General features: G+C 39.3%; 30 protein-coding genes. 21 read left to right on the plus strand and 9 right to left on the minus strand.

Annotated features, from left to right (window positions below; all coding sequences use genetic code 11):
* Positions 1 to 285: 285 nt before the first annotated feature.
* The 5 genes from RMA95_RS10350 (at position 286) to RMA95_RS10370 (ending at position 3,118) form a co-directional block, all read left to right on the plus strand.
* Positions 286 to 594 carry a BolA family transcriptional regulator gene (locus tag RMA95_RS10350; protein WP_114269993.1) on the plus strand — a complete coding sequence of 103 codons (309 nt, stop codon included), beginning with the start codon at positions 286 to 288 and terminating at the stop codon, positions 592 to 594.
* Positions 595 to 604: 10 nt separating this feature from the next.
* The gene (locus tag RMA95_RS10355) at positions 605 to 997 is read left to right on the plus strand and encodes a SirB2 family protein (protein ID WP_019457982.1); all 393 of its coding nucleotides are present in this window, start codon (positions 605 to 607) and stop codon (positions 995 to 997) included.
* Positions 998 to 1,073: 76 nt separating this feature from the next.
* On the plus strand, positions 1,074 to 1,916 hold the full coding sequence (locus tag RMA95_RS10360) for a ParA family protein (protein ID WP_279986181.1): 843 nt from the start codon (positions 1,074 to 1,076) through the stop codon (positions 1,914 to 1,916).
* A 10-nt stretch (positions 1,917 to 1,926) separates the two neighbouring features.
* Complete coding sequence (locus RMA95_RS10365; RefSeq protein WP_193329928.1) at positions 1,927 to 2,313, plus strand: hypothetical protein; 387 nt, start codon at positions 1,927 to 1,929, stop codon at positions 2,311 to 2,313.
* Positions 2,314 to 2,527: 214 nt separating this feature from the next.
* Positions 2,528 to 3,118: a LysE family translocator gene (locus tag RMA95_RS10370; RefSeq protein ID WP_004883927.1), complete on the plus strand. Its 591-nt coding sequence runs from the start codon at positions 2,528 to 2,530 to the stop codon at positions 3,116 to 3,118.
* A gap of 8 nt (positions 3,119 to 3,126) precedes the next feature.
* Here the strand turns inward: RMA95_RS10370 and RMA95_RS10375 are convergent, their stop codons facing one another.
* Positions 3,127 to 3,768 (minus strand): DedA family protein, encoded by a 642-nt coding sequence (locus tag RMA95_RS10375; RefSeq protein ID WP_016803506.1) that lies wholly within the window; start codon positions 3,766 to 3,768, stop codon positions 3,127 to 3,129.
* A gap of 194 nt (positions 3,769 to 3,962) precedes the next feature.
* On the opposite strand from RMA95_RS10375, the gene RMA95_RS10380 reads away from it, so the two are divergent.
* Complete coding sequence (locus RMA95_RS10380; protein WP_263612690.1) at positions 3,963 to 4,400, plus strand: DoxX family protein; 438 nt, start codon at positions 3,963 to 3,965, stop codon at positions 4,398 to 4,400.
* Positions 4,401 to 4,459: 59 nt separating this feature from the next.
* On the opposite strand, the gene RMA95_RS10385 is transcribed toward RMA95_RS10380, so the two are convergent.
* Complete coding sequence (locus RMA95_RS10385; RefSeq protein WP_171057494.1) at positions 4,460 to 5,677, minus strand: DUF445 domain-containing protein; 1,218 nt, start codon at positions 5,675 to 5,677, stop codon at positions 4,460 to 4,462.
* A 385-nt stretch (positions 5,678 to 6,062) separates the two neighbouring features.
* Between RMA95_RS10385 and guaA the strand changes: the two genes are divergently transcribed.
* The gene (gene guaA / locus RMA95_RS10390; protein ID WP_263612691.1) at positions 6,063 to 7,631 is read left to right on the plus strand and encodes a glutamine-hydrolyzing GMP synthase; all 1,569 of its coding nucleotides are present in this window, start codon (positions 6,063 to 6,065) and stop codon (positions 7,629 to 7,631) included.
* A 55-nt stretch (positions 7,632 to 7,686) separates the two neighbouring features.
* On the opposite strand, the gene RMA95_RS10395 is transcribed toward guaA, so the two are convergent.
* Positions 7,687 to 8,184 carry a GNAT family N-acetyltransferase gene (locus RMA95_RS10395; RefSeq protein ID WP_311070364.1) on the minus strand — a complete coding sequence of 166 codons (498 nt, stop codon included), beginning with the start codon at positions 8,182 to 8,184 and terminating at the stop codon, positions 7,687 to 7,689.
* Between the two features lie 273 nt (positions 8,185 to 8,457).
* On the opposite strand from RMA95_RS10395, the gene RMA95_RS10400 reads away from it, so the two are divergent.
* From RMA95_RS10400 to RMA95_RS10425, 6 genes are all read left to right on the plus strand, one after another.
* Complete coding sequence (locus RMA95_RS10400) at positions 8,458 to 8,985, plus strand: PadR family transcriptional regulator (RefSeq protein ID WP_311070365.1); 528 nt, start codon at positions 8,458 to 8,460, stop codon at positions 8,983 to 8,985.
* A gap of 13 nt (positions 8,986 to 8,998) precedes the next feature.
* Positions 8,999 to 9,388: a transcriptional repressor gene (locus RMA95_RS10405; protein ID WP_311070366.1), complete on the plus strand. Its 390-nt coding sequence runs from the start codon at positions 8,999 to 9,001 to the stop codon at positions 9,386 to 9,388.
* A 21-nt stretch (positions 9,389 to 9,409) separates the two neighbouring features.
* Positions 9,410 to 9,715, plus strand: a complete 306-nt coding sequence (locus tag RMA95_RS10410; RefSeq protein WP_311070367.1) for a DUF3861 domain-containing protein — start codon at positions 9,410 to 9,412, stop codon at positions 9,713 to 9,715.
* 163 nt (positions 9,716 to 9,878) lie between these two features.
* Positions 9,879 to 10,826 (plus strand): pirin family protein, encoded by a 948-nt coding sequence (locus RMA95_RS10415; protein ID WP_311070368.1) that lies wholly within the window; start codon positions 9,879 to 9,881, stop codon positions 10,824 to 10,826.
* Entirely contained in the window at positions 10,823 to 11,230 is a 408-nt protein-coding gene (locus RMA95_RS10420) for an OsmC family protein (protein WP_022574376.1), read from the plus strand. Before RMA95_RS10415 ends, RMA95_RS10420 begins: the two co-directional genes overlap by 4 nt.
* A 112-nt stretch (positions 11,231 to 11,342) precedes the next feature.
* Positions 11,343 to 12,011 (plus strand): glutathione S-transferase, encoded by a 669-nt coding sequence (locus RMA95_RS10425; protein WP_022574377.1) that lies wholly within the window; start codon positions 11,343 to 11,345, stop codon positions 12,009 to 12,011.
* A gap of 44 nt (positions 12,012 to 12,055) precedes the next feature.
* Here RMA95_RS10425 and RMA95_RS10430 read toward each other — a convergent pair whose 3' ends face one another.
* On the minus strand, positions 12,056 to 12,679 hold the full coding sequence (locus RMA95_RS10430; protein WP_006582308.1) for an SPOR domain-containing protein: 624 nt from the start codon (positions 12,677 to 12,679) through the stop codon (positions 12,056 to 12,058).
* A gap of 152 nt (positions 12,680 to 12,831) precedes the next feature.
* A complete protein-coding gene (argS, locus tag RMA95_RS10435) occupies positions 12,832 to 14,622 on the minus strand; it encodes an arginine--tRNA ligase (RefSeq protein WP_031982553.1) in 1,791 nt (596 codons plus the stop codon).
* Positions 14,623 to 15,118: 496 nt separating this feature from the next.
* On the opposite strand from argS, the gene RMA95_RS10440 reads away from it, so the two are divergent.
* Positions 15,119 to 16,816, plus strand: a complete 1,698-nt coding sequence (locus RMA95_RS10440) for an NAD-dependent malic enzyme (RefSeq protein WP_311070370.1) — start codon at positions 15,119 to 15,121, stop codon at positions 16,814 to 16,816.
* Between the two features lie 45 nt (positions 16,817 to 16,861).
* Here the strand turns inward: RMA95_RS10440 and RMA95_RS10445 are convergent, their stop codons facing one another.
* Positions 16,862 to 17,782: a Dyp-type peroxidase gene (locus RMA95_RS10445; protein WP_311070372.1), complete on the minus strand. Its 921-nt coding sequence runs from the start codon at positions 17,780 to 17,782 to the stop codon at positions 16,862 to 16,864.
* A gap of 158 nt (positions 17,783 to 17,940) precedes the next feature.
* Here RMA95_RS10445 and RMA95_RS10450 point away from each other — a divergent pair, with 158 nt between their 5' ends.
* Positions 17,941 to 18,567 (plus strand): LysE family transporter, encoded by a 627-nt coding sequence (locus RMA95_RS10450; protein ID WP_005135900.1) that lies wholly within the window; start codon positions 17,941 to 17,943, stop codon positions 18,565 to 18,567.
* Between the two features lies 1 nt (position 18,568).
* Here the strand turns inward: RMA95_RS10450 and znuB are convergent, their stop codons facing one another.
* The 3 genes from znuB to RMA95_RS10465 are packed head-to-tail and all read right to left on the minus strand — an operon-like array spanning position 18,569 to position 20,640.
* A complete protein-coding gene (znuB, locus tag RMA95_RS10455; RefSeq protein ID WP_311070374.1) occupies positions 18,569 to 19,378 on the minus strand; it encodes a zinc ABC transporter permease subunit ZnuB in 810 nt (269 codons plus the stop codon).
* Between the two features lie 3 nt (positions 19,379 to 19,381).
* A complete protein-coding gene (gene znuC / locus RMA95_RS10460) occupies positions 19,382 to 20,170 on the minus strand; it encodes a zinc ABC transporter ATP-binding protein ZnuC (RefSeq protein WP_311070377.1) in 789 nt (262 codons plus the stop codon).
* Positions 20,143 to 20,640 carry a transcriptional repressor gene (locus RMA95_RS10465; protein WP_002054239.1) on the minus strand — a complete coding sequence of 166 codons (498 nt, stop codon included), beginning with the start codon at positions 20,638 to 20,640 and terminating at the stop codon, positions 20,143 to 20,145. Before RMA95_RS10465 ends, znuC begins: the two co-directional genes overlap by 28 nt.
* A gap of 127 nt (positions 20,641 to 20,767) precedes the next feature.
* On the opposite strand from RMA95_RS10465, the gene RMA95_RS10470 reads away from it, so the two are divergent.
* The 6 genes from RMA95_RS10470 (at position 20,768) to RMA95_RS10495 (ending at position 24,544) form a co-directional block, all read left to right on the plus strand.
* Positions 20,768 to 21,607 carry a metal ABC transporter solute-binding protein, Zn/Mn family gene (locus RMA95_RS10470; RefSeq protein ID WP_019457996.1) on the plus strand — a complete coding sequence of 280 codons (840 nt, stop codon included), beginning with the start codon at positions 20,768 to 20,770 and terminating at the stop codon, positions 21,605 to 21,607.
* A 170-nt stretch (positions 21,608 to 21,777) separates the two neighbouring features.
* Entirely contained in the window at positions 21,778 to 22,176 is a 399-nt protein-coding gene (locus tag RMA95_RS10475; protein ID WP_004705940.1) for an ATP synthase subunit I, read from the plus strand.
* A gap of 104 nt (positions 22,177 to 22,280) precedes the next feature.
* Positions 22,281 to 23,156, plus strand: coding sequence for a F0F1 ATP synthase subunit A (gene atpB / locus RMA95_RS10480; RefSeq protein ID WP_311070381.1), 876 nt, complete (start codon positions 22,281 to 22,283; stop codon positions 23,154 to 23,156).
* A gap of 84 nt (positions 23,157 to 23,240) precedes the next feature.
* A complete protein-coding gene (gene atpE / locus RMA95_RS10485) occupies positions 23,241 to 23,486 on the plus strand; it encodes a F0F1 ATP synthase subunit C (RefSeq protein WP_000424060.1) in 246 nt (81 codons plus the stop codon).
* A gap of 38 nt (positions 23,487 to 23,524) precedes the next feature.
* Positions 23,525 to 23,995 (plus strand): F0F1 ATP synthase subunit B, encoded by a 471-nt coding sequence (locus RMA95_RS10490; protein ID WP_002054137.1) that lies wholly within the window; start codon positions 23,525 to 23,527, stop codon positions 23,993 to 23,995.
* A 12-nt stretch (positions 23,996 to 24,007) separates the two neighbouring features.
* Positions 24,008 to 24,544 carry a F0F1 ATP synthase subunit delta gene (locus tag RMA95_RS10495; protein ID WP_311070385.1) on the plus strand — a complete coding sequence of 179 codons (537 nt, stop codon included), beginning with the start codon at positions 24,008 to 24,010 and terminating at the stop codon, positions 24,542 to 24,544.
* Positions 24,545 to 24,548 lie beyond the last annotated feature (4 nt).

Genomic DNA, 24,548 nt, shown 5'->3' on the forward strand with positions numbered 1-24,548 from the left:
AACTCGCGACCCCAACCTTGGCAAGGTTATGCTCTACCAACTGAGCTATTCCCGCGTGCCGCTTATAATACATTAAGCAAAACAAGGGTCAACAACTTTATGCAAATAATTATGCTGATTGCATAAAATAAAAACAGAAATGAGCATTTAGAGCTATTTTTATCGATAAGTTGCCGAATAAATAGACATTTTGTTTGAAGTCAAAGCATACAAGAGCAACTTTTGTTTGTGCGTAGACAGGGTATACTAGGTCCAAATATACGAATAATCGTAAAAGGAAAAGCTATGAGCCTTGAACAACAGTTGATTGAACGGTTACAAACCCTTGCACCTAGCCATTTGGAAGTTATTAATGAGTCTGCCGGCCACGGTGGTTATTTCCCAGGTAAAGAATCACATTTTAAAGTGATTGTGGTAAGTGAAGAGTTTAACGGGTTGCGTTTGGTTCAACGTCATCAAAAAGTTTATGCCTTGGCTTCTGATTTAATGAATCCGGGACAAATCCATGCTTTAGCAATCCATGCCTATTTGCCAAGTGAGTGGCAAGGACAAGTGCCAGCGAGCCCAGAATGTGCACATGCACCTAAAAGCTAAGGGCTGATTTATGGACGCACATTTAATCACTAAAATTATTCATATGACTGCGGTGGCTGCCGCACTTATGGTGTTTGTTTTACGCGCTTCTACACTGTTCATTGGGGTACAAGGTCAACAACCTAACCCAGCAGGGCGTAAAGTATTAGTTGCTTTGCAACATTTGTCATTTACTGTGGTTTTTATTACGGGTGCAATTTTACTGGTAATGAAGAACTTTCAGGTCCAGCCATGGTTTTACGCGAAAATTATCTTATTTTTAGTGCTGTTATCATCACTAATGAAAGCCTTTAAAAAGGATGACACTATTTTACTTGCCCAGCGCCGTGCAGGTTTAGCTATTAGTGCAGTCGCATTTATTGCCATTATTATTTTGGTGATCGTGAAACCAGTTTTTGCTTAATTGTTCTACATTCTTTGCCTTTTTGCTTAAGCTCTAGGTTAAACTGCATACAATAAAAAAATATGTAGAGGGAAGCATGCTAACTCGTGTGGTGTTTAACCAAAAAGGCGGTGTAGGGAAATCAAGTATTACTGTAAATTTGGCTGCGATTAGTGCCAAACATGGCTTCAGGACCTTGGTTATCGATCTTGATCCTCAAGCCAACTCTAGCCAATACCTTTTAGGCGAAGAAGCAACATACGCTGCTGATAAAGCCGTTTTAGAACCAAATATTGAAAACTTCTTTGAAGATGTGTTGGGGAATAATCAACAAAAAGGCTTAATTGGTAATGCACTAGGCTCAATTTTAAAAGCTCCTCGTAACAAAGATCTCGACAGTTTTGTGCACTCGACATCCTTTGATAAATTAGATGTACTTCCAGCAAGCCCTACGCTTGGCGCACTTGAGCACGCGCTTGAAAGCAAGCATAAAATTTATAAGTTGCGTGATTCTATTCAAAGCTTAATTGGGCGCTATGACCGTATTTATATCGATACACCGCCGGCCTTTAACTTTTTCACGTTGTCTGCCTTAATTGCAGCAGATAAAGTTCTGATTCCTTTCGACTGTGATGTGTTTTCAAAGCGTGCGTTACAAACATTGATTGAAAATGTTCTCGAAACGCAAGATGATCATAATGATCGCTTGGAAATTGAAGGAATTGTGGTGAATCAGTTTCAATCCCAAGCAAAATTACCGCGGGAAGTGGTTCAACAGTTAAAAGATGAAGGCTTACCTGTGCTTAATAGCATGTTACCGCCTTCGATTTTAATGAAAGAATCACATCAGAAAAATTTACCTTTGGCTCACTTGGCGCCAGAACATAAATTGACTCAGTCGTATGAGGCATTGTTCAGCGAAATTGAACCAAAAAGATAAGAGAAAAATGATGAAAGGCTTATATATTGTGCCTTTGGCAGCAGCCACTTTACTATTGGGCGCTTGTGCCACGACGGTAAAACCGACTTATGTGTCTCCGACGCAGTATCAATCTTTGAGTTGCCAACAACTACAAAGTGAATATAACCGCATTCAACAATATATCGACAATGGTGTACAGACTCCAAAAAGTACAGGTATGGGTGTTGGCGTTGGACTTGGTGGTGGCTGGGGACGCGGCGGTTGGGGTTTTGGTCCATCCATCTCTGTCAACATGGGGCAATCTTCTTCAACCAAGAATACCGAACTTTCACGTGTAATGGGACAACAAGAAGCGATTGTTCAGGCTGCTCAGTTTAAAAATTGCCCAATTATTGTTCGTAAAAAGGCGAATTAATCACCAATTTTGCATCACAATATGCTAGTCAAAGCATATTGTGATGATTAAAGTTTAGCAAAATGTTTCATAATAAAATAAATATAAATCAATCACTTTTTAAAAATAAAACTCTAAATTAGCTGTGTTTTTTCTAGTCAAAATACTCTCTAAACTTGCTATATTTTGCCTATTTCGTTTAAGGTGGCCGCATCTTTACCAATGTGGAAACTTTATGATTGAAAGCTGGTTTTTTGTATTAGCAATGTTGGCTGTGTTGCTTATCCCGGGTCCGACAAATGCACTACTTGCAACCGCTGCTCACTCACAAGGTTTATCTAAAACATTCTGGCTTATTCCAATGCAATGGTTGGGTTATGCTTATGGGATTAGCTTTTGGGCTGTGTTTATTCATTTAGCGGCCCCAGTTTGGCCTGCGCTACTGCTCATTTTGCATATTACGAGTGTGTTATATGTGTTCTGGATGGCATTTCGTTTATGGAAAACTACGCATTTACAGCAGTTTAGCCAGAATCACCGTAATATTCGTCCACGTCAGCTATTCTTCTCTACTTTAAAAAATCCTAAGTCCTTACTGTTTGCAGCTGGTATTTTTCCAGCCGAAACATGGAATTCACCTGAAAATTTTCTTATGGTTTTTGCCGCTTTTACTTTGACGCTTATTCCTGCGGCGAGCTTTTGGATGATTTTTGGACGTGCTTTATTGACGGGTTCAATGCAAAAAATAAAAGCCGATCATTTATATAAAGGATCGGCCATGTTACTCATTTTATGTATGCTTCCCGTGGTATTTCGTTTCTTCTAAATGCAGTCTTAAACGTTAGCCTTACGGTTTTTTAACTTCTCGCGGATAAATCCGATAATACCCGGTAGAACACTAATAATAATGATGCCGAAAATAAGATGGGTAAAGTTGTCTTTTACAACTGGCATATTTCCAAATAAATAGCCCAAAGTTACAAAAGAAGCCACCCAGCAGAATGCTCCAATTAAGTTATATGTTAGGAAAAACTTATAATTCATACTACCGGCGCCAGCAACAAAAGGGGCGAAGGTACGGGCAAATGGAATGAATCGAGCAAAAATAATTGTTTTGCCACCATGGCGGGCAAAGAATTCTTGAGTTTTCGTTAAATGCTGTTTGTTAATGAGACGGGAATTCATTTCAAACACACGTGGACCGATAAAACGTCCAATATGATAGTTCACTGTGTCGCCTAGAACAGCTGCAAGGAAGAGTAGAGTACCCAACAACCATGGATCCATCTTACCTGTAGACGCGGCTAAAGCACCTGCTGCAAATAATAAACTATCGCCTGGCAAGAACGGCATAACCACTAGACCAGTTTCGACAAAAATAATTAAAAATAAAATGCCATAAATCCAGGTCCCGTAATTTGTAATAAATTCGGCCAGATGCTGGTCAACGTGTAGAATAAAATCAAGAAGTTCCATGAGATAACTAAGTGGTAAACCGTGCTCAAATCGTAGCAGTGAGCCTATCGAAAGTCAGTATAAAACATCAAAAATATACAAATTGATCATTCTATTTGTGCAACGATATATATGGATTTTGTATATTTAATTATCAATGTCCCAAACCTAGAATAAGTTCATCAACAAATAAGCATTTAAATAAAGGTGGCTGTATGTTTAATCCAAATGTGGTGGTCAAAAATATCGTAACGCAACCAGGCGCGGATAGTTTTATTAGCCTTGTTGCTCGTGTACTTATTGCGTATATCTTCCTTGTTGCTGGCTGGGGGAAAATTACTGGTTATGCAGCAACTGTAGGTTATATGGAAGCGATGGGTGTTCCAGGTGGAATTCTACCATTAGTCATTTTGGTTGAGTTCGGTGGTGGTTTAGCATTGTTATTTGGTTTCCAAGCACGTTTTGCAGCTTTTGGTCTTGGAATCTTTAGTATCTTGACTGCGTTCTTGTTCCACCAAGGTGGTGCTGATGCAGCAGCGCAATATAACAATGGCATCCACTTTATGAAAAACTTTGCAATGGCAGGTGGTTTATTCTTCTTGATGCTTCACGGTGCTGGACGTATTAGCCTGGACCATGCAATTGAAAAATAATATTCAAGACAAAATAAAAACCGGATGATCAATTCATCCGGTTTTTTTATATTTAAAAATTAGAGCATAAACTGGATTTGTAATTCCCCAACAACAAAACCAAGTACTGCGCCTACTGCAATGAGTGCCCACTCATCTTCTTTGAACGCAGGACGTAACATGCCTTCAAATTCGGATGGTGTTAATTTTTGCATGCGTTCAATTAAAGTACTGCGAATGTTCATCGCATCTTCTGCATACGACTCAACATATTTCATGGTCTCTGGCAGCTGTTGCATAATACGTTCAGCAACCTGCGTTTTCATATTCTGGTATTTTTCTCCACCAATTGCATAAACAACAAGTGGGCGAATCACACCTGCTTGCATGTCAATTTCCTGTTTAACATGACGGTTAACCAACTCAATCACACGTGCAGAGTGAGTACCAGAAAACAACTCTTCCATCATATGACGTGAAGTCAAAAGCTGTTTGGAAATTAAGGCTGCATAGTCAGCTGCTACTTCATTTTGACGTTTAATAAATAGACCTTGCCATGTATAACCCAATATCTTTTTCGGATAGAGAGGTCTAAACATCATTTGTAGCGCAATCCAGTCACTAAAGAATCCTACAAATCCGCCAAACATCGGCAGCATCCAAGGATATTTGCCTTGTGTGATAATCCAGCACAACATTTGGATTACACCAATACCAAAACCGAATACAAAGCCAACATTACTGAAAAATTTGAATTCTTGTTTACCTACACGTTTAAAAATATTGTTGAGTAGACGTTTGTCTTTAAGCAAGTTGCTAATCACCAAATGCTTAATATCAAAATATCGATTTACGTCACGTTGCACCTCACTCATGATGTGCTCGACTATTTCCGGTGCTTTTGATTGCACTCTACGGATCAGTCTTTGACGGGCAAACTCAGGCATACCTTCCCATAAACCGGGTTGATACTCTTGCGCCACTTCACGCGTAATATCTTCTGCTGCTGCCATTAATGGTTTTTCAATTTCTTTGGCAATACGCTTTGGGTCAAGACGAGCAAAAATTTCTTCGGGCTTAATCAGCTTGGCTGTCATGAGTTCAACAGCAATGGTTGCCATTTTTTCAGCTTTACGAGGTACGATACCTTGCCAGCCAAAAAACGGTTTAATACCTTTAAATTCAAGTGGTGAGAACATCATTTGAATGGCAATCACTTTTGTGACATAGCCAATTAAACCACTCATGAAAGGAATAGAGACATACAACCAAAAATGTTGCTGGAAATCTGCAATCATACTTTGAAGCATTGTTGTTCCTTAGATTTCTATTGATTTTGATATGGGGCAACAAGCCATAAAAACGGATAACTGTTTAAGGACAGACAAATATCGCTAATGGTATTTACCTTTCCATGGTAATGCCTGTTTTATCGGGTCATCTTAACATCAAATTCACAACGATGTTGCATAGAATGTGATGAATTTATCAATGTGTATGAAGTTTTTAAGGGGTATACAGTATGTTGATAAATATCAATAAATTTTAATTTATATTGATCAATCCCAATATAGAAATGATTCTGATATGAAAAAAATAAGATATATGATGATTTGCGGTGCGCCGAAGCGTGAAAAATGTTAAAATGGCGCGCTTAATTCTTTTGCCATTTAGTGGTTTGTCATGACTACCAATACTCAAATTACTGAAGATCGTATCCTGATCCTGGATTTCGGCTCTCAATATAGTCAGCTCATTGCACGTCGTGTACGTGAAGCTGGTGTTTACTCTGAAATGTATGCCTTTGATATGTCTGAAGAAGACATTCGTGCTTTTAAGCCAAACGGTATCATTTTATCAGGTGGACCTGAGAGTGTGCATGAAGAGGGCAGCCCACGAGCACCGCAAGTGGTGTTTGAGTTAGGCGTTCCAGTATTGGGTATTTGCTATGGTTTACAAACCATGTCTGAACAGTTAGGCGGTAAAGTTGAGCCGGGTACTGTACATGAGTTTGGTTATGCCGAAGTTGATATCGTTAAACGTGACCAACTGATTGGCAACTTACAAGACCGCGAAAACCAACTCCATGTTTGGATGAGCCACGGCGACAAAGTGAGCAAGATTCCAGAAGGTTTTACGATTACTGCAAGCACACCAAGCTGTCCAGTTGCTGCTGTAAGTGATGAAACGCGTCGTTTCTATGGCGTGCAATTCCACCCAGAAGTAACACACACGGCAAAAGGTGAAGAGTTACTTGCAAACTTCGTTCATAAAATTTGTGGATGTGGTGGTCTTTGGACACCTGAACACATCATCGATTTACGTGTAGAACAATTACGTGAACAAATCGGTAATGAAAAAGTTCTTTTAGGCCTTTCAGGTGGTGTTGATTCATCTGTTGTTGCTGCGCTTTTACACAAAGCAATTGGCGACCAGTTAACATGTGTATTTGTTGATAACGGTTTACTTCGCTTAAACGAAGGTGACCAAGTGATGCAAATGTTTGCTGAAAACATGGGTATCCGTGTTATTCGTGCAGATGCTGAACAACGTTTCTTAACTGCATTGGCTGGTGAAGTTGATCCAGAGAAAAAACGTAAGATTATTGGTCGTGAGTTTATTGAAGTATTTGCTGAAGAAGCACGTAAACTTGATGGCGTGAAATTCTTGGCACAAGGTACGATTTACCCAGACGTAATCGAATCTGCTGCAAGCAAACAAGGTAAAGCACACGTTATTAAATCTCACCACAACGTAGGTGGTTTGCCAGAAGATTTAGCATTTGAATTGGTTGAACCTTTACGTGACTTGTTTAAAGACGAAGTACGTAAATTAGGTACTACACTTGGTTTGCCGCACAGCATGATCTACCGTCATCCATTCCCGGGCCCTGGTTTAGGTGTTCGTATTTTGGGTGAAGTTAAAAAAGAATATGCAGATATTCTTCGTCTTGCTGATGACATCTTTATGCAAGAGCTTCGTGACAGCGGTTGGTATGACAAAACAGCTCAAGCATTTGCCGTATTCCAACCTGTTAAGTCAGTTGGTGTAGTAGGTGATGGCCGTCGTTATGCATGGGTAATCGCACTTCGTGCAGTTGAAACGGTTGACTTTATGACAGCTCGTTTTGCACATTTACCATATGAATTGGTTGATAAAATCTCAACCCGTATTATGAATGAAATTAAAGATGTATCACGTGTGGTATACGACGTGTCATCTAAACCACCAGCAACGATTGAGTGGGAATAATTAAATGAAAAGGCAGGATTTAATCCTGCCTTTTTTATGTCTATTGATAAAAGCATTATTTATGTTTATCGATATACTGGTGACTAGTAATAAAAAAAATACTTTGATTTGAACCAAAACGTTCTACTGATTTCTCAAAAATCATTCCAACACGTTCTAGTAATTTGATTGATGCTTTGTTCTGTGTTTGAGTTTCAGCTATTACTTTCTTAAGATTTAACTCATTAAATGAATAATTTAAAACAAATTCAAGTGCTTGAGTTGCATATCCATATCCCATATATTCTGGCAGCAATTCATACGATACTTCGATATCTGAGCCGTCATGATGAGTATCCAGAGATATAATTCCTAGAAAATTATGATCAGTAGAAGATCGAATTGCCCAAATAGGTAATTTACTTGGAGTATTAATATCAGTATGTGCTCGCGTTTGAGCTAGAGATACTTCCAGGGGTCCACCTAAATACTTTCTAGTCGTATCATTTGTATAAAGTCTAACTAAATTAGAGACATCTGCTAATGTTAAATCGCTTAAATAACACAAGTGCATATTATTTATGATTAAAAAGAAAAATTAACATATTACATTTTATAAGAAATTCATCCTAAATATTATTTTCTTTCGTCAGCTTAAACTTCTTCTCAGAAAACGAGCTAGTAAGATGCTTAAGCACTCTTTTTTATTGCTTAACTTTTAAAGCTAAAAATTAATCCTAATAAATATCAATACACTAGTTCGTATGCTATTACTTATACTTGATAAAAGATATATTAAGATATATCTTAATATACATAAATTAAACATATTAGAGAATCTTCAAAGATGAAACAACAATCAGAACATCATCATGCTGAACACAATGAGCATTATCGAGAACATCACCGTTCGGGGCGTCGTGGGAGACTTTTTGAAGCGGGACGTATGAAACTTCTGGTACTTCACCTTATTCAGCAAAGCCCTAAGCATGGTTATGAAATTATAAAAGAAATCAGTGATTTGGTCGGTGATGGCTATACACCAAGTGCGGGAACAATCTATCCGACTTTAACCAGTCTGGAAGAAATGAACCTAATTAACTTACTAGATATAGAGCGTAAACAATATCAAATTACAGAATTTGGGAAAGCTTACTTAACTGAACAACAGGACAAACTAAGTGGGCTGTTAGAGAAATTGCGTTTGAGACGTGAAATTCACAGTAATGATCAATTAATCGAAATTCACCGCGCCATGGAAAACTTAAAGACGGCTTTACGTTTGAAATTAAATACAACTGATTTGCAGCAAGAGCAGATCTATCAAATTGCTGAAAAAATTGATCAGGCTGCAGTTGCAATCGGGCGCCTATAAGTTGAGATACAACATGTTAGAGCTACAGCAAAAAATCAAAGAAGCAGGTCTAAAAGTTACTCATCCAAGACTTACTGTTTTGTCTTTAATTCAGCAGCAAGCGGAAGATCTAACGGTTAAACAAATTTATCAAAAGCTATATATCCAAAAACAGAAGTTAAGTTTGGCAACAGTTTATCGAGTGGTCAGTGATTTAGTAGGAGCCGGTCTAATCTCAAATACTCAATTTCAGCGTGGCGAAGCTAAATTTAACTTATCAGGCTTAGCCAATAATCAACTCCTACAAATTCATTGTGCAGAACTGACAGAAGCCAAACAAGAACAATTTTTAGCCTGTTTGCAATCGGTATTTACTCAATTTCAAGTTGACTTGAAGCAGGTTGAAATTATCCAAAATCATTAATTTTTAATAGAGAATTTATATATGAAACAACATCAATATCACGTAACAGTACAGCATTTGAAAAATGCCAAAGGCGAAGTTTCTACCTATACGGAAAGACTTGAGTTCTATACTGGTAATCATGACGATATTTTTGAGATTGTTGAAAAGTTAAAGAGTGCAGAATTTTTCGATGATCAAACCACAAAATCTTTTGCTGTTGGTCTAAAGTTATTTAGTGAAGTCATGTTGGAAAATCGGGACCATCCACTATTTGAAGAGTTCTTGCCACAATTTGGACAATTTATGAAAAACTTAAAACAACTTGTTAAAACTCAATCTTCTTAAAAAGTTATCTTATATACCTTTAATCATTTTCTATAAATAAAAAGTCGATTGTCTCATTGATAGCACCCTGTGTATTACTAAAAGACTATATTGAATAATGAGTGTATTGTTAAGATCAGTATAACGACTCATTGCAAAAGCATAGGTAAAAGAGAGTAATATCATGAGCAATAATAATGATTACGATATTTCTGATTCAAAGGATTGCGAGAAATTTGCCAATCAATTTATTCAGGAATTTCCAATTCGCTCTGCTGAAATTGGACAGGGGACAGTAATTAAGCGGGCTTTACCTAGCCGTCAAAAGCGTATGATTGGAGCATGGTGTTTTCTAGACCATGCAGGCCCAGTAACGTTTCCTGCAGGTAATGGTTTAGATGTAGGCCCACACCCGCATATTGGTTTGCAAACCTTCACGTGGATGATTGAAGGTACCATGATGCATACCGATAGTTTAGGTTCAAAGCAGTTAATTCGCCCTAAACAGGTGAACTTAATGACAGCGGGGCATGGTATTTCTCATACCGAAGTTGCACCTAATACAGAAACCCAAATGCACGCTGCACAGCTCTGGATTGCCTTGCCAGATGCTAAGCGCAACATGGATCCGAAATTTGAACATTATCCTGAGTTGCCTGTTGTTGAAAAAGACGGTTTAGAGTTTACCGTGCTCGTGGGTGAATACTTGGCAACGACTTCTCCAGTTGTGGTGCATACACCGTTAGTAGGTGTGGACCTTATTGCTACTCAAGATACTAAAACACGTATTCCATTAAATCCTGAGTTTGAATATGGTTTCATGGCATTAGATGGCGTTGCTCATGTGAATGGTCATGAACTCACTGCTGACAATATGGTTGTATTGGATACTGGATTGAGTGAAATTGAGATTGAAATCAAAAAAGGTAACCGTGTGCTGTTAATTGGTGGTGAACCGTTTGAAACTCCAATTTTGCTATGGTGGAACTTTGTTGCACGTACTATGGATGATTTAAAAGAAGCACGTGAACAGTGGATTAATCATGATGTACGTTTTAGTGAAATTCCAGATTATGTTGGTGCACGTTTAGAGGCCCCAGTTCTTCCAGATCAAATGAGAGCATCAAAATGACAGTAGTAATCGCGAGTAGTAAGGCAAAACCTCTTGCCGAACAGTGGAAAGGTGAAATTACCAGTGGCCGTCATCAATATTTTTGTGATGAACCGGAAAAGTTAGAAGGTCATGATCAGGGGCCCGCACCCTATGATTTGCTGACTGGAAGTCTGGCAGCTTGCACACTCATTACATTAAGAATGTATGCAAAGCATAAAGAATATGATTTTGGTGAGTTCTCGGTTGAAATTGATTTTCATACCAATCGTGAGCATGAAGAACATATCGAGCGTCGTATTGTTTTTAAAGAGTTGCCAAACGAAGAGCTTCAACAGAAAATTTTAACGGTATGTAGTAAAACGCCAGTAACTAAAACTTTGTTACGTAGTTTAGACATTCATACTGTGCTTGTTACAGCATAAAAATGCTATTTTGTTGAGGTGGATGACTTTATATCCATCCCACAAATGGAATAAACAGCATGTTCACATGCTGTTTTTTATGTAAAAAAGAAAAATAAAAGTAGGCAATAACATGATTAGTGTACACCACCTGGAATGTTCGCGATCGTTTCGGATTTTATGGGCTTTAGAAGAGTTAGGCTTAGATTATGATATTCATTATTATCAACGCTTACCCAACTACTCAGCACCGGAAACGCTGAAATGTATCCATCCGCTCGGTAAGGCGCCGATTTTGACAGATGATGAGCAAGTCATTGCAGAATCCGCTGTCATTTTAGAGTATTTGCAGCAGCGCTATGATCAAAAACAGCAATTTAAACCTAAGCAAGCTCAGGATTTACAGCAGTATATTTACTGGATGCACTATGCTGAAGGTTCACTTATGCCATTATTAGTGATGACTTTGGTCATGAATAACGTGAACAAACATGTACCTTGGTTAATTCAACCTGTAGCAAAGAAAATTACGGAAGGGGTTAAAGCTAATTTTGTTCGCCCGCGTATGAAAGATCATATTAGTTTTTTAGAAAACTACTTGTCTGAACATGAATATTTTGCAGGGGATTTTTCATTTGCCGATATTCAGATGAGTTTTCCATTAGAGGCTCTACAGTCACGTCTTCAAGGTAAATATCCGCATATTCAAGCATTTTTACATCGGATTCAGCAAAGACCAGCGTTTCAGAAAGCAAGACAGAAAGGTTTGGGGTCAAACGAAAGAAATTGTGCTGATATTTAAAAGAAAAGGAACAAATATTTGTTCCTTTTTTTATTACTTAATCTTTATTTGCGTTTAATTACGATAGAGTCAATGCCGCTATGCTGTAATGTTTGCTGAGCAGCAAGAGCAGCTTCTTGGGTATCGTATGGACCAGAAATAACACGGTACCACGTCTTACCATTTTCAGAGCTTCTAATTACATCAGCCGATAAGCCATTTAAAATGATTTCTGCGCGTCGAGCATCTGCTTGATCCGGATCGGCATAGCTACGGACTTGTAAAATGTAATTTGGTTGTTGAGGTGCAGCAGCTGTAGAGTCCGTATTATCATCAGTACTAGCAACAGCTTCTGATGCCGCAGGTTGAGCTGTGCTAGGTGCCTCTACAATCATAGCGGTACCTTGGTTTTTGCTCTCTGGAACTGCCTGTTCTGGAATAGGGGTAACTTGCTGTTGAGGCAATAAATCGTAAAAACGGTAATCTTTATTGGTTTCTTCTTCTTTGTAGTGATCAGAAGTAATCTGATTTTTTGAAGAAACTGGCTGCCACGGTTTCCAAAGCATGAGCACTACTGCGATACATAAGACCGCTAAAATAGCGACAAGTGTCCCTAACCATTTAGGAATTAAAGGCTTTTTAGGCTTATTAGGTCTTTCAGATACACCGCGTTGCGTTTTGCCAAACACGTGGATTATTCCTCTGTCTTTTGATTGTTTTATTTCGAGTTTAGTTCTCGTTTACTTTAAAACATCGCTTTGCATGGGTGGATTTCCTTACAAAGCGTTATTTCTTACAACACGAAGGGGTATATGACTTTGCCAAATACCCCAATAGTAAATTACATGGCTTCAGGTGCAGAAACACCGAGTAATTCTAAGCCATTGCGCAATACTTGTTGTACGTTGATTGAAAGTAATAAGCGTGCTTGTGTAAGTTCAGCATCATCACTTAAAACTTTATGCTCATTGTACCAACCGTGGAATAGCGCAGCTAATTCTTTTAAGTAGTTACCTACTTGGTGCGGTTCATACGCATTAGCAGCACGTAACACAACATCTGGATATGCAGCCAGTTTAGCAAGAATTTCAGTTTCTGCATCAAGTGATAAACGTGCAGCATGTGAACGAGCTGCACTTACTTCAAATTGTAAGCCAGTGCTTGCTGCTTTTTCTAACATACGGCAAATACGTGCATGAGCGTATTGAATATAATACACCGCATTGTCTTTGCTTTGTGATACAGCAAGGTCAAGGTCAAAATCAATGTGTTGTTCGCTCTTACGCATCACGTAGTAGAAACGAGCCGCATCATTGCCAACTTCTTTGCGTAAGTCGCGTAAAGTCACGAACTGGCCCGAACGAGATGACATTTGAACCATCTCGCCACCACGCCATAAACTTACAAACTGAACTAAAAGAACAGTTAATTTTTTCGAGTCATAACCCATTGCATCAATCGCAGCTTTTACGCGAGAGATATAACCGTGGTGGTCAGAACCCCAAATATCAACAAGGTCAGTATAACCACGTTGTAGTTTGTTTAAGTGGTAAGCAATGTCAGATGCAAAGTAAGTCGTTTGACCATTACGGCGCTTAACAACACGGTCTTTTTCATCGCCAAATTCAGTCGATTTAAACCAGATGTTGCCATCTTTTTCATAAAGGAAACCACGTTGATCCAGTGTTTCCAACGCTTCGTCAATTTTTGCGCTAAGAGACGCTTCGCTAAACCATTGGTTGAAGGTTACGCCGAAGTCAGCAAGATCATCTTTAATGTCATCTAAAATGGCATGAAGAGCTGCTTGATGGAAAACACGGTAGCCTTCACCTAATAATTGTTGTGAGTTGGCAATAAGACCATCAATGTGCTTTTCTTTGTCGCCAGATAATACGACTTTGTTGCCTTCGCTATCGAGCTCATCTGCATATTGCACGTCTTCTGGCACATCTTTATAGACGTCTGCTACATCACGAACATATGCATTGTTATCTTTGTCGATAATGCTTTGAGCAATCTCTTTAACGTAGTCGCCTTGATAAGCATTTTTTGGGAATACAAGATTTTGACCCAATAATTCTAAATAACGTAAATAAGTGGAAGTCGCCAAAATATCCATTTGACGGCCAGCATCATTTACATAATATTCGCGATCAACTTTAGCACCTGTTGCTTCAAGTAAGTTTGCAACGGTCATACCATAGGCAGCACCACGACCATGGCCTACGTGTAGGCTAGACGTCGGGTTTGCAGAAACGAATTCAACTTGAATCTTTTTAGCTGCATTTGATTGGCTGCGGCCAAAGTCTTCTTTTTGAGCTTGAATTTGGTCAAGAATCGCAAAACGTTGGTCTGCATTTAAGAAGAAATTGATAAAACCAGGACCTGCGATTTCAGCTTTGCTGATGTCTGCAACTTCTGGTAGTGCTGCGAGAATTTTCTCAGCTAAATCGCGTGGTTTCATACCAGCAGCTTTAGAGCCGATCATGGCAATATTAGAAGCAAAGTCGCCATGGCTTCGGTCTTTGGTGCGCGTTAAATTGCTTGAATTATTCCAATCCGAAGGAAGCACACCTTCTTGCTGAAGGGTTTGCACTGCATGGTCGAGAGCTGCTTGTATTGCCGTATTCATATCAATCGAAAATAGATGTCGCAGAAAAACGTCAAATATAGCAAATTTCCTATGAGTTGGGGGAGTGCATTTAACGCTTTCACTGAATTTCTTTCTTTTCGTTCCCTACAACTATTTTTTTTGTAAATATTGAAAAATGACTGTGATTAAATTTTAAAAATACGTAAATACAGGCTTTTTAGGTAATATTTTTGAAATTATAAGATAGTAAAACACTTGGTATTTTTTATAAAAATGTAAGGAAGGGAAAAAATATAAGATTCTAAGTCAGATATACAGTTGAGAAAGAATAATTTTAAAAAAGATGAAAAATGTAAGTAATTGATTTTTAATATTAATTTTGTTATATGTTTTTTCTAAATAGTATTCAATTTCAATATCACGGTTTAAAATACCTATTTTGTATTAAATAGTCTTAAGCTTACGCATACAACGAGCTTTAGAGAGTGCTGAAACTGTACTTTTCGGAGTTCTAAGCTGGAAAATGAGATAGGCAATGATATCAGGACACCCAAGTAAACACCCACTTTATATCCCTTATGCAGGCTATACACTTTTAGAGTTACCCCTTTTAAATAAAGGGTCCGCTTTCACTCAAGAAGAAAGAAGTAACTTTAACTTACACGGGTTACTTCCACATATTATTGAGACTATTGAAGAGCAAAGCCAACGCTCTTATCAGCAATATTGTGCTTTCAATGATGATATTAATAAGCACATCTATCTACGTAATATCCAAGATACCAACGAAACGTTGTTCTACCATTTAATTGAGAATCATCTTGAAGAGATGATGCCAATTATTTACACACCAACTGTGGGCGAGGCATGTCAACGTTTTTCTGATATCTATCGCCGTCATCGTGGTGTTTTCATTTCATATCCAGATCGCGATGTTATTGATGATATTTTGCAAAACGTTAATAAAAATAATGTCAAAGTCATCGTGATTACAGATGGTGAACGTATTTTAGGCCTTGGTGACCAAGGCATTGGCGGTATGGGTATTCCAATTGGGAAACTTTCGCTTTACACCGCATGTGGTGGTATTAGTCCTGCTTACACATTGCCAATCACAATCGATGTAGGAACGAATAACCCTCAATTATTAAATGACCCGATCTACATGGGATGGCGTCAACCACGTATTAGTGGTGACGAGTACTATGACTTTGTAGATATGGTGATTGAAGCTGTAAAACGTCGTTGGCCAAAAGCACTCATTCAATTTGAAGATTTCGCACAAAAAAATGCGATGCCACTTTTAGAAAAGTATCGAGATAAAATTTGTTGTTTTAATGATGATATTCAAGGAACAGCAGCGGTATCTGTTGGTAGTTTGATTGCTGCAAGCCGTGCAGCAGGTAAACAGTTAAAAGACCAAACAATTGCTTTCTTAGGTGCAGGTTCGGCTGGCTGTGGTATTGCAGAGCAAATCGTTGCACAAATGATTGCAGAAGGTTTAACCGATACTGAAGCACGAGCTCGTGTTTACATGGTAGACCGCTTCGGTTTGATCACTGAAAATCAGCCAAACCTATTAGACTTCCAACGTAAGTTAGCTCAAAAAGCTGAAGTAGTAGATCAGTGGGGCAATATTGAAGAAGTGATTTCACTGCTTGATGTTGTTAAGAATGCCAAACCTACAGTGTTAATCGGTGTTTCTGGTCAACCGGGGCTATTCACCGAAGAAATTATTAAGACTATGGCTGCTAATTGTGAGCGACCAATTGTGATGCCATTATCTAACCCGACTTCACGTGTTGAAGCTGTACCGGCTGATATTGTGGAATGGACTGAAGGTAAAGCATTAATTGCAACGGGTAGCCCGTTTGCACCTGTAAATCATCATGGCAAACTTTACAATATTTCACAGTGCAACAACTCATACATCTTCCCTGGTATTGGTTTAGGTGTAGTGGCGTCAGGTGCTAAACGCGTTACAGAAAACATGCTTATGGCATCAAGTAGTGCTTTAGCAAATTGTTCTCCATTGCTTAAAGATCCACAAGCTGATTTGTTACCGCCGTTGGGTGAAATTCAACAAGTGTCTAGAGTTATTGCATTTGAAGTCGCGAAAGCTGCAATGGCAGATGGTGTGGCTGTAACGATTAGTGATGATTTGCTTAAGCAAAAAATTGATCAATCATTCTGGAAACCTGAATACCGCAAATATAAACGTATCCCTTTCTAAGAATTACAAGTTAAAAAGAGGAGCTTTATGCTCCTCTTTTTATTTTTAGTCTTCTAGAATTTCTTCTAACAATTCTTCACTTGGTGCAAAGTAATATGCGCCGTCTAGTGGTGTCACGAAATGCAGTAGGCGGTCATGAATGCCATCGCCGCTTGTACCAAACATACGCTTTAACATAGCATCAATAATGCTTAGGTCTTTAGTGTAAGCAATAAAAAATAAGCCTTGATCACCTTTGCCATCACCATAAGGTAAGCTGTGGCGTAAGATTTCCATTTCTTCGCCTTCATCATCTTCAACGACAGTACGAGCAACATGGGCATTCTGTGGTTTAACGTCATCATCTAATTCAATAGATTCAAGTTTGGTACGTCCCATCACATTTTCTTGTGCATCGACTTTAAGTTTTTTCCATTTTTCCAAGTCATGTGCATAGCGCTGTGCAAATATGAAACTACCATCTGCAAATACTCCAGCACTTTCTGGGAGTAGGGCTGTTTCCGCGCGGTCATCTGGAAATTGAGGGTTTTCAGTACCATCTATAAAACCAGTCATATCGCGACCATCGAAATAACGGAAGCAAACACGTTCATCCAGAACTTCAACTTTATCTTTAATACCTTCAAAAAAAGCTTGGCTTAATGCAAAACAAATATCAGAACGCATACTAGCAATGTGAATAAGCACATCAGCTGGTACTACAGGCATTTGGAAGGCACCATTTTCAGGTTCAAGTTGTTTAAAGCCAGCAGGTGTTTGCGTATAAAGTTGTTTCCATAATTCAGGACCAAAAGCGACTGCTGTTTTGATTTGCGCGTCTGAATGCTGAGTAATGAGACGGTCACGTGTTTCGAATAAAGCTTCGAGTTGTTCTTTTAATTCAGCAATTGTTAAATCTTTTAAACGAAGAACAATAAAACGGGCATGATCAGATGGTAATGGCAAAATGACAGATTGAGCAGTCATTGGAAGGTATCTCCTCAATTATAATTTAGTATGAGCTTCAATTATTGTGCCTGATGCGAAGAGCCGTTAGTAGTCTATTTATTGATTTTATTGTTTGAATTATCACCACGATAGTTTTATAAAACGGTATAATTCCACTTTTATTGCCTATTTTCGCTATGTCTTTGCAAGTTTGGTTTGCTTATATGTTGGCCTGTTGGGTCATTAGTATTTCTCCGGGAGCAGGGGCTATTGCTTCTATGTCGAGCGGCTTAAATTATGGCTTTAGACATGGCTACTGGAATGCAATCGGTTTGCAAATTGCATTGTTAATTCAAATCATGATTGTAGCGGCGGGTGTGGGTGTTCTATTCGCAACGACCCCATTGGCTTTTCAAGCCGTTAAGTGGTTTGGTGTGGCCTATTTATTGTATTTAGCTTATTTGCAGTGGACTGCACCAGTAAAAGACATCGAAATTCAACATGAAAAAAAGAATAAGACTATTTCTGCTCTGCTATTAAATGGATTTGTGGTCAATATCAGTAACCCTAAAGCGATTGTTTTTTTATTGGCAGTTTTGCCTCAGTTCTTAGATTTAAGCAAACCCCAATGGATACAATATCTGATTATGGCAGCCACTATGGTTACGATTGATTTGATTGTAATGGCTGGATATACAGGGCTGGCTTCAAAAGTTTTAAGATTACTTCGTTCGCCTAAACAGCAAAAATATTTGAACCGTGGTTTTGCTGTCATGTTTAGTTGTGCGGCGTTATTACTCAGCACAGTTCATCAAGCGACCTGATTTAGGCCGCCTGTGTTTGATTTTTTAGCTTTTGAGTTATAAAAATAACAGCGAAAGTTAAAGCCATACATAAAACAATACTGAGGCCGGTCGAGATATTTAGCGCTGCGCTTGACCATAGGCCAACACTGACACCAAGTTGAGCTAAAACAAAAGCCCAAACAACCATTTGCTTTGGTGAATGAGCGAGTAGTCGAGCGCTCAATGCTGGAATAACCAGTAAAGCACCCATTAAAAGTGAACCTACTGCTCGTAAAGCTAATACTGTAAATAAGGCTAGCAGTAACATAAAAATGAGACGCTGCCATTTCGCATTTACCCCTTCACTAATCGCAATGTCTGGATCAATGGCAATTTGGATTTGAGGTTGCCAAAAGCGATAAAGAATTGCCAGTGATACGGCAATAATTAATGTGAAAATAGGTAAATCGTGCCAGTCGATACTGAGTAAATCACCGAATAAATAACTTAAAAGCTCTGGTCTTAAACTTGGAACATGTTGAATAAATAGAAGACCACTACATAGTAATGTTGCGGAGCATAAAGCTAGTAGAGCATCGTTTGGCAAACGATTGTCATGCAGTGCCCATAAAATAGCGACTAATAAAATGGCCGTACCTGCCACGCCAAGCCATAGGGGAAGGCTTAAAGCACCAGCAATTGCTACCCCAAGTAAGGTTCCGTGTGCCATGGTGTCTGCAAAAAAAGACATACGTCTCCATAACATGAGACAACCAAGTGGTGCGGTCAAAAAGACCAATAAGGTTCCCATAATCCATGCGGGCAACAATAATTGTAACCATTCCATCATGGCTTAAACTTCCGGTTCCGGGTGAATGTGAGGTCGACTATTGTGAGGACAAGGGTGTGCTGCATCACCATGCGCACAGTGGTCATGATGGTGTTGATAAAAAACTCGCTGGGTACCAAATATTGCCTGATACTCAGGATGCTGTTGAATATTCTCAGGCAGCCCACTACAACATATATGTTTATTTAAACAAACAACTCTATGCGTGCCTTGCATCACCCACTGTAAATCGTGGGAAACAATTAAAATGGCACAACCATAACGCTCTGGCAGACTACGCACATACACATAAAGCTCAGCTTCAGATTGAATATCTAGACCTTGCATCGGTTCATCAAGAACGAGAATATCTGGCTTTCTAAGTAAAGCGCGTGCGAGCAGCACACGTTGGCGCTCTCCACCAGAAAGCTGCTGTACTTTCGATTGTTGTAGCTTGGCAATACCAGTATCTTGAATAATTTCTTGGCGAAGGGCAGGGCTACATTTTTCAAGATCTAATAGATCTTGAACACGTAAAGGAAGACTATGAGAGGGATTAAACTTTTGAGGGACATAAGCCATTTTTAGTTTTTTATCGCTTATGACACGTCCGCTACTTGGTTTTAAAATTCCAAGTAGAACTTTAATTAAAGTCGACTTACCCGCACCATTTGGACCAATTAATGTCACAATTTCATTTTGATGCAGATCAAAATCGACTTTTTTTAATATATCCCGATCATCACGGTGAACAGAAACCTGTTCCAGTTGAATCAATACAGGATCTAGCGAGCTGTGCGGCACTGCTGGCATTTCCCCGAAATTTCAATAATGCTGTGTTGTGCTGTGAAATCATCTAAAGCTGCAAGTTGGTCGAGTTGTTGAGTCAGACCTTGTGAAGATGCTTCTTTAACAGTGTGACATTCGGTGCAAATTAAGAATGCAGCTTGATGTCCTTCACGTGGATGACAGCATGGAATATAAGCATTAATAGATGTTAAGCGATGAATTAGACCTTTTTCTAATAAGAAGTCTAAAGTTCTATAAACAGTAGGTGGAGCGGCAGGGCGATCGGTTTGACTTTTAATACGTGCTAATAAGTCGTACGCACCCATTGGGCCTGAAGCATTTAAAATGAGTTCAAGAACTTCTTTACGTAAAGGCGTAAGACGTGCGCCAACTGCAGAACATAAAGTTTCTGCTTCAGCTAAACGACTTGCGACATTATGGTGATCATGTACACCATGTAAAGAATCATGATGTTCATGCGTGCAAGAACTCATAGACATAACCTCAAATTTTTAATGGAATATTAGCATGAAGCGATGCTTCATTCGATTAATCTTAGGTATTTTTGTAACTTTGTTATATTATAACATGCTTCGAGCTATTACTAATTGATGGTCTGTCATGTTCCGCGTTTTTGTTTTCAGTATGTTCTCTTTAATGAGTACGTTAGGTTGGAGTCAGGGTTTGGTTGTCTCTACACACCCAATCTATTTGATTGCAAAAGAAATTACCAAAGGCGTTGAAGAGCCTCAGTTGTTGCTTCAAGGTCAAAGTGGGCATGACGTACAACTCACCCCGGCGCATCGTAAAGCTATTAATGATGCTTCTTTAGTGATCTGGTTAGGAAAAGCCCATGAAGCTCCACTAAACAAATTGCTGAGTAACAATAAGAAAGCAATTTCTTTATTAGACAGTGGTATTCTTTCTGTTTTGCCGCAGCGTAATACGCGTGGCGCTGCTTTACCAAATACTGTAGATACGCATGTCTGGTTAGAACCAAACAATGCAGTGCGGATTGGTTTTTTTATTGCGGCTTTGCGTTCGCAGCAGCATCCTGAAAGTAAAGCGAAATATTGGAATAATGCTAATGCATTTGCTCGGAATATGTTGCAGGCAGCTCAAGCTTACGATAGCTCAAGTAATGGAAAACCATATTGGTCTTATCATGATGCTTATCAGTATTTGGAACGCTCGCTTAATTTAAAGTTTGCAGGTGCTTTAACGGATGACCCGCATGTTGCGCCTACAGCGGCTCAAATTAAGTATCTTAATGATAATCGACCAAAACCTCAGATGTGTTTACTTGCAGAAAGTTTCACAACAAAAGGTCAATATCAGAAACTGGGCAGTATTACCTTCCAACCCGTTGATGAAAGTATGAATAATGAGGACGATTTTGTAACAGCATGGAAGAAACTGGCTATAAAAACTGATAAATGTGTATTAAATACGCAAAAGTAAGATAAAAAGTAAACAAAGGCTGACTGTAGCGTCAGCACCACCTGTCACGAAAAACCCCGACTAAAGTCGGGAAAAGATTGCATGTTCAGGGGTGTAACTCTATAATGCCTGCGATTAAAAGCGATCATCAGCTAAACTTGTCAAGCATTTATGCTGTGAGTGGATAAATAATGAGCCAAACTAGTCGCTTGATTGACCGACGATTAGCAAAAGCTTTGGTCTTCTTACAAGCATGCATGATCCCTGTTTCCGCACTTGTGGCGTGGAGCATAAAAGACATGACAGCAGCATTAAGTGCGGCACTTGGTGCATTGGTCTGCTGGCTTGCTACCAGTTATTTTGCGTGGCAATCCTTCAGAACAGCAGGTGCGAGAGCATCAAAACAAGTGCTGTCTAACATGTATAGGGGCATGTTAGGCAAATTTGCAATCATGATCGTTGGATTTATTTTGATTTTGAGCAATGTTAAACCTTTATCACCGTTAGCATTGCTGTTTGGTTTTATCCTCGTTCAAATGATGTCGTGGGTTGCTCCTTTTTGGGTTTCACGTCTACAAAAACGAGTATAGAAACAAGAAGAATTGAAGATTTTTTGGAGGGTGGCGAGATATCGACAGTACGCCGATGTTCGTTTCCCTTCTTTTTAGTAATTGACATTGACCAGGTGTGATTTATGGCTGCTGAAGAACATGCCCTCACTTCGACAGAGTATATCAAGCATCACTTGACCAATATGACCTATGGCAAAATGCCAGATGGTACATGGAAATTGGCTGAGACTGCTGAAGAAGCTCATTCGATGGGGTTCACTGCAATTCACTTGGATTCAATGGGTTGGTCAATTGGCCTTGGTGTGATTTTCTGTTTGTTATTTTGGATGGTTGCGAAAACTGCGAAAGCTGGTGTTCCAACAAAATTCCAATCTGCAATTGAAATGATCATTGAGTTTGTTGACTCAAGTGTCCGTGATACTTTTCATGGCAAATCACGTTTAATCGCTCCACTTGCACTCACTATTTTCGTGTGGATTTTCCTCATGAACCTAATGGACTTGATTCCAGTTGACTGGATTCCTCAAGTTGCTGCATTTTTTGGTGCTAACGTATTTGGTATGGACCCTCACCACGTTTACTTCAAGATCGTTCCATCTACAGATCCAAACATTACCCTTGGTATGTCTTTATCTGTATTTGTTCTTATCTTGTTCTACAGCATCCGCGAGAAGGGTGTTGGCGGTTTCGTAGGCGAGTTGGCACTTAACCCATTTAACCCAAGTAATCCAGTTGCAAAAGCGTTGCTTATTCCAGTGAACTTGATTTTGGAATTGGTAACATTCCTTGCTCGTCCTATTTCATTGGCTCTCCGACTATTCGGTAACATGTATGCCGGTGAGTTAATCTTTATCCTGATCGCATTATTGCCGTTCTGGATTCAATGGGCGTTATCTGTGCCTTGGGCGATCTTCCACATTCTTGTAATCACGTTGCAGGCATTCATCTTTATGATGCTTACCATCGTTTACTTGAGCATGGCAAGCGAAAAACATTAATGGTATTGCCTAACTATCAAATGATGGTTGGGCTGAATTTTTTTAATTTAATTTGGTAATAACCTAACCTCTGAGGAATTTTTCATGGAACTCACTTTAGGTCTAGTTGCAATTGCATCTGCTATCTTGATCGCTTTCGGTGCTTTGGGTACTGCGATTGGTTTTGGTCTTTTGGGTGGTCGCTTTTTAGAAGCTGTAGCTCGTCAACCAGAATTAGCTCCACAACTTCAAACTCGTATGTTCTTAATCGCGGGTCTTCTTGATGCTGTGCCTATGATCGGTGTTGGTATTGGCTTGTTCTTCATCTTCGCTAATCCATTTGTAGGTTAATCAGCTTAATTCCTAAATCCACTATTTGAGGAATTGCAATGAATATCAACCTCACATTGATTGGTCAAGCGATTGCGTTTGCGTTTTTTGTCGCATTCTGCATGAAGTTTGTTTGGCCACCACTAATCAATGCGATTAGTGAGCGTCAGCGTAAAATCGCTGATGGCTTAAATGCAGCAGAAAAAGCGAAAGCTGACCTTGCCGATGCACAAGCGCAAGTGAAGCAAGAACTTGATGCAGCTAAAGCACAAGCGGCTCAATTGATCGAACAAGCGAACCGTCGTGCAGCGCAATTGATCGAAGAAGCTCGTACTCAAGCTGCGGCTGAAGGTGAGCGTATTCGTCAACAAGCTAAAGAAGTTGTTGATCAAGAGATCAATTCTGCTCGCGAAGAATTACGTCAACAAGTAGCTGCCTTGGCAGTGACTGGTGCAGAAAAGATCCTGAACCAACAAGTTGATGCAGAAGCTCATAACGCCATGCTGTCTCAGCTGGCTGCTAAACTTTAAGCGAGGCGAATTATGGCTGAACTCTTGACGTTGGCACGTCCGTATGCCAAAGCAGCATTTGCTTATGCTTCTGAGCAAGGTGCAACAGACAATTGGTCGAATGCGTTACAAGTGCTCAGTGCTGCGGTGCAAGACGAAGCATTTTCCGCTTATTTAAATCGCCCTGAACTTACTCCTGCGGAGCAAGTGAAGCTTTTTGCTAAAGTTTTAGGTGAAGATCAATCTCAAGCAGTGTCTAACTTTTTGACACTTCTTGCAGATAACGATCGTTTAATGTTGTTACCTGAAATTGCAGCAGAATATGAACAGCTTAAATCACAGAATAACAATACGGTTGATGTCGTGATTGAATCGGCGTTTCCGTTAACTTCTGTTCAGGAACAATTGCTTGCACATGCGTTAGAAAAACGCTTCAAGGCAGCAGTTAATGTTTCTGTAGAAGTTAATCCTGCTTTGATTGCAGGTGTGGTTATTCGTGCAGGCGATCAAGTGATAGATGATTCTGCGCTTAACAAGCTTGAAAAAATGCGTACTCGTCTTCTTGCATAATGCA

The sequence above is a fragment of the Acinetobacter sp. V110_1 genome (assembly GCF_031798975.1).
Taxonomy (GTDB): Bacteria; Pseudomonadota; Gammaproteobacteria; order Pseudomonadales; family Moraxellaceae; genus Acinetobacter; species Acinetobacter nosocomialis_A.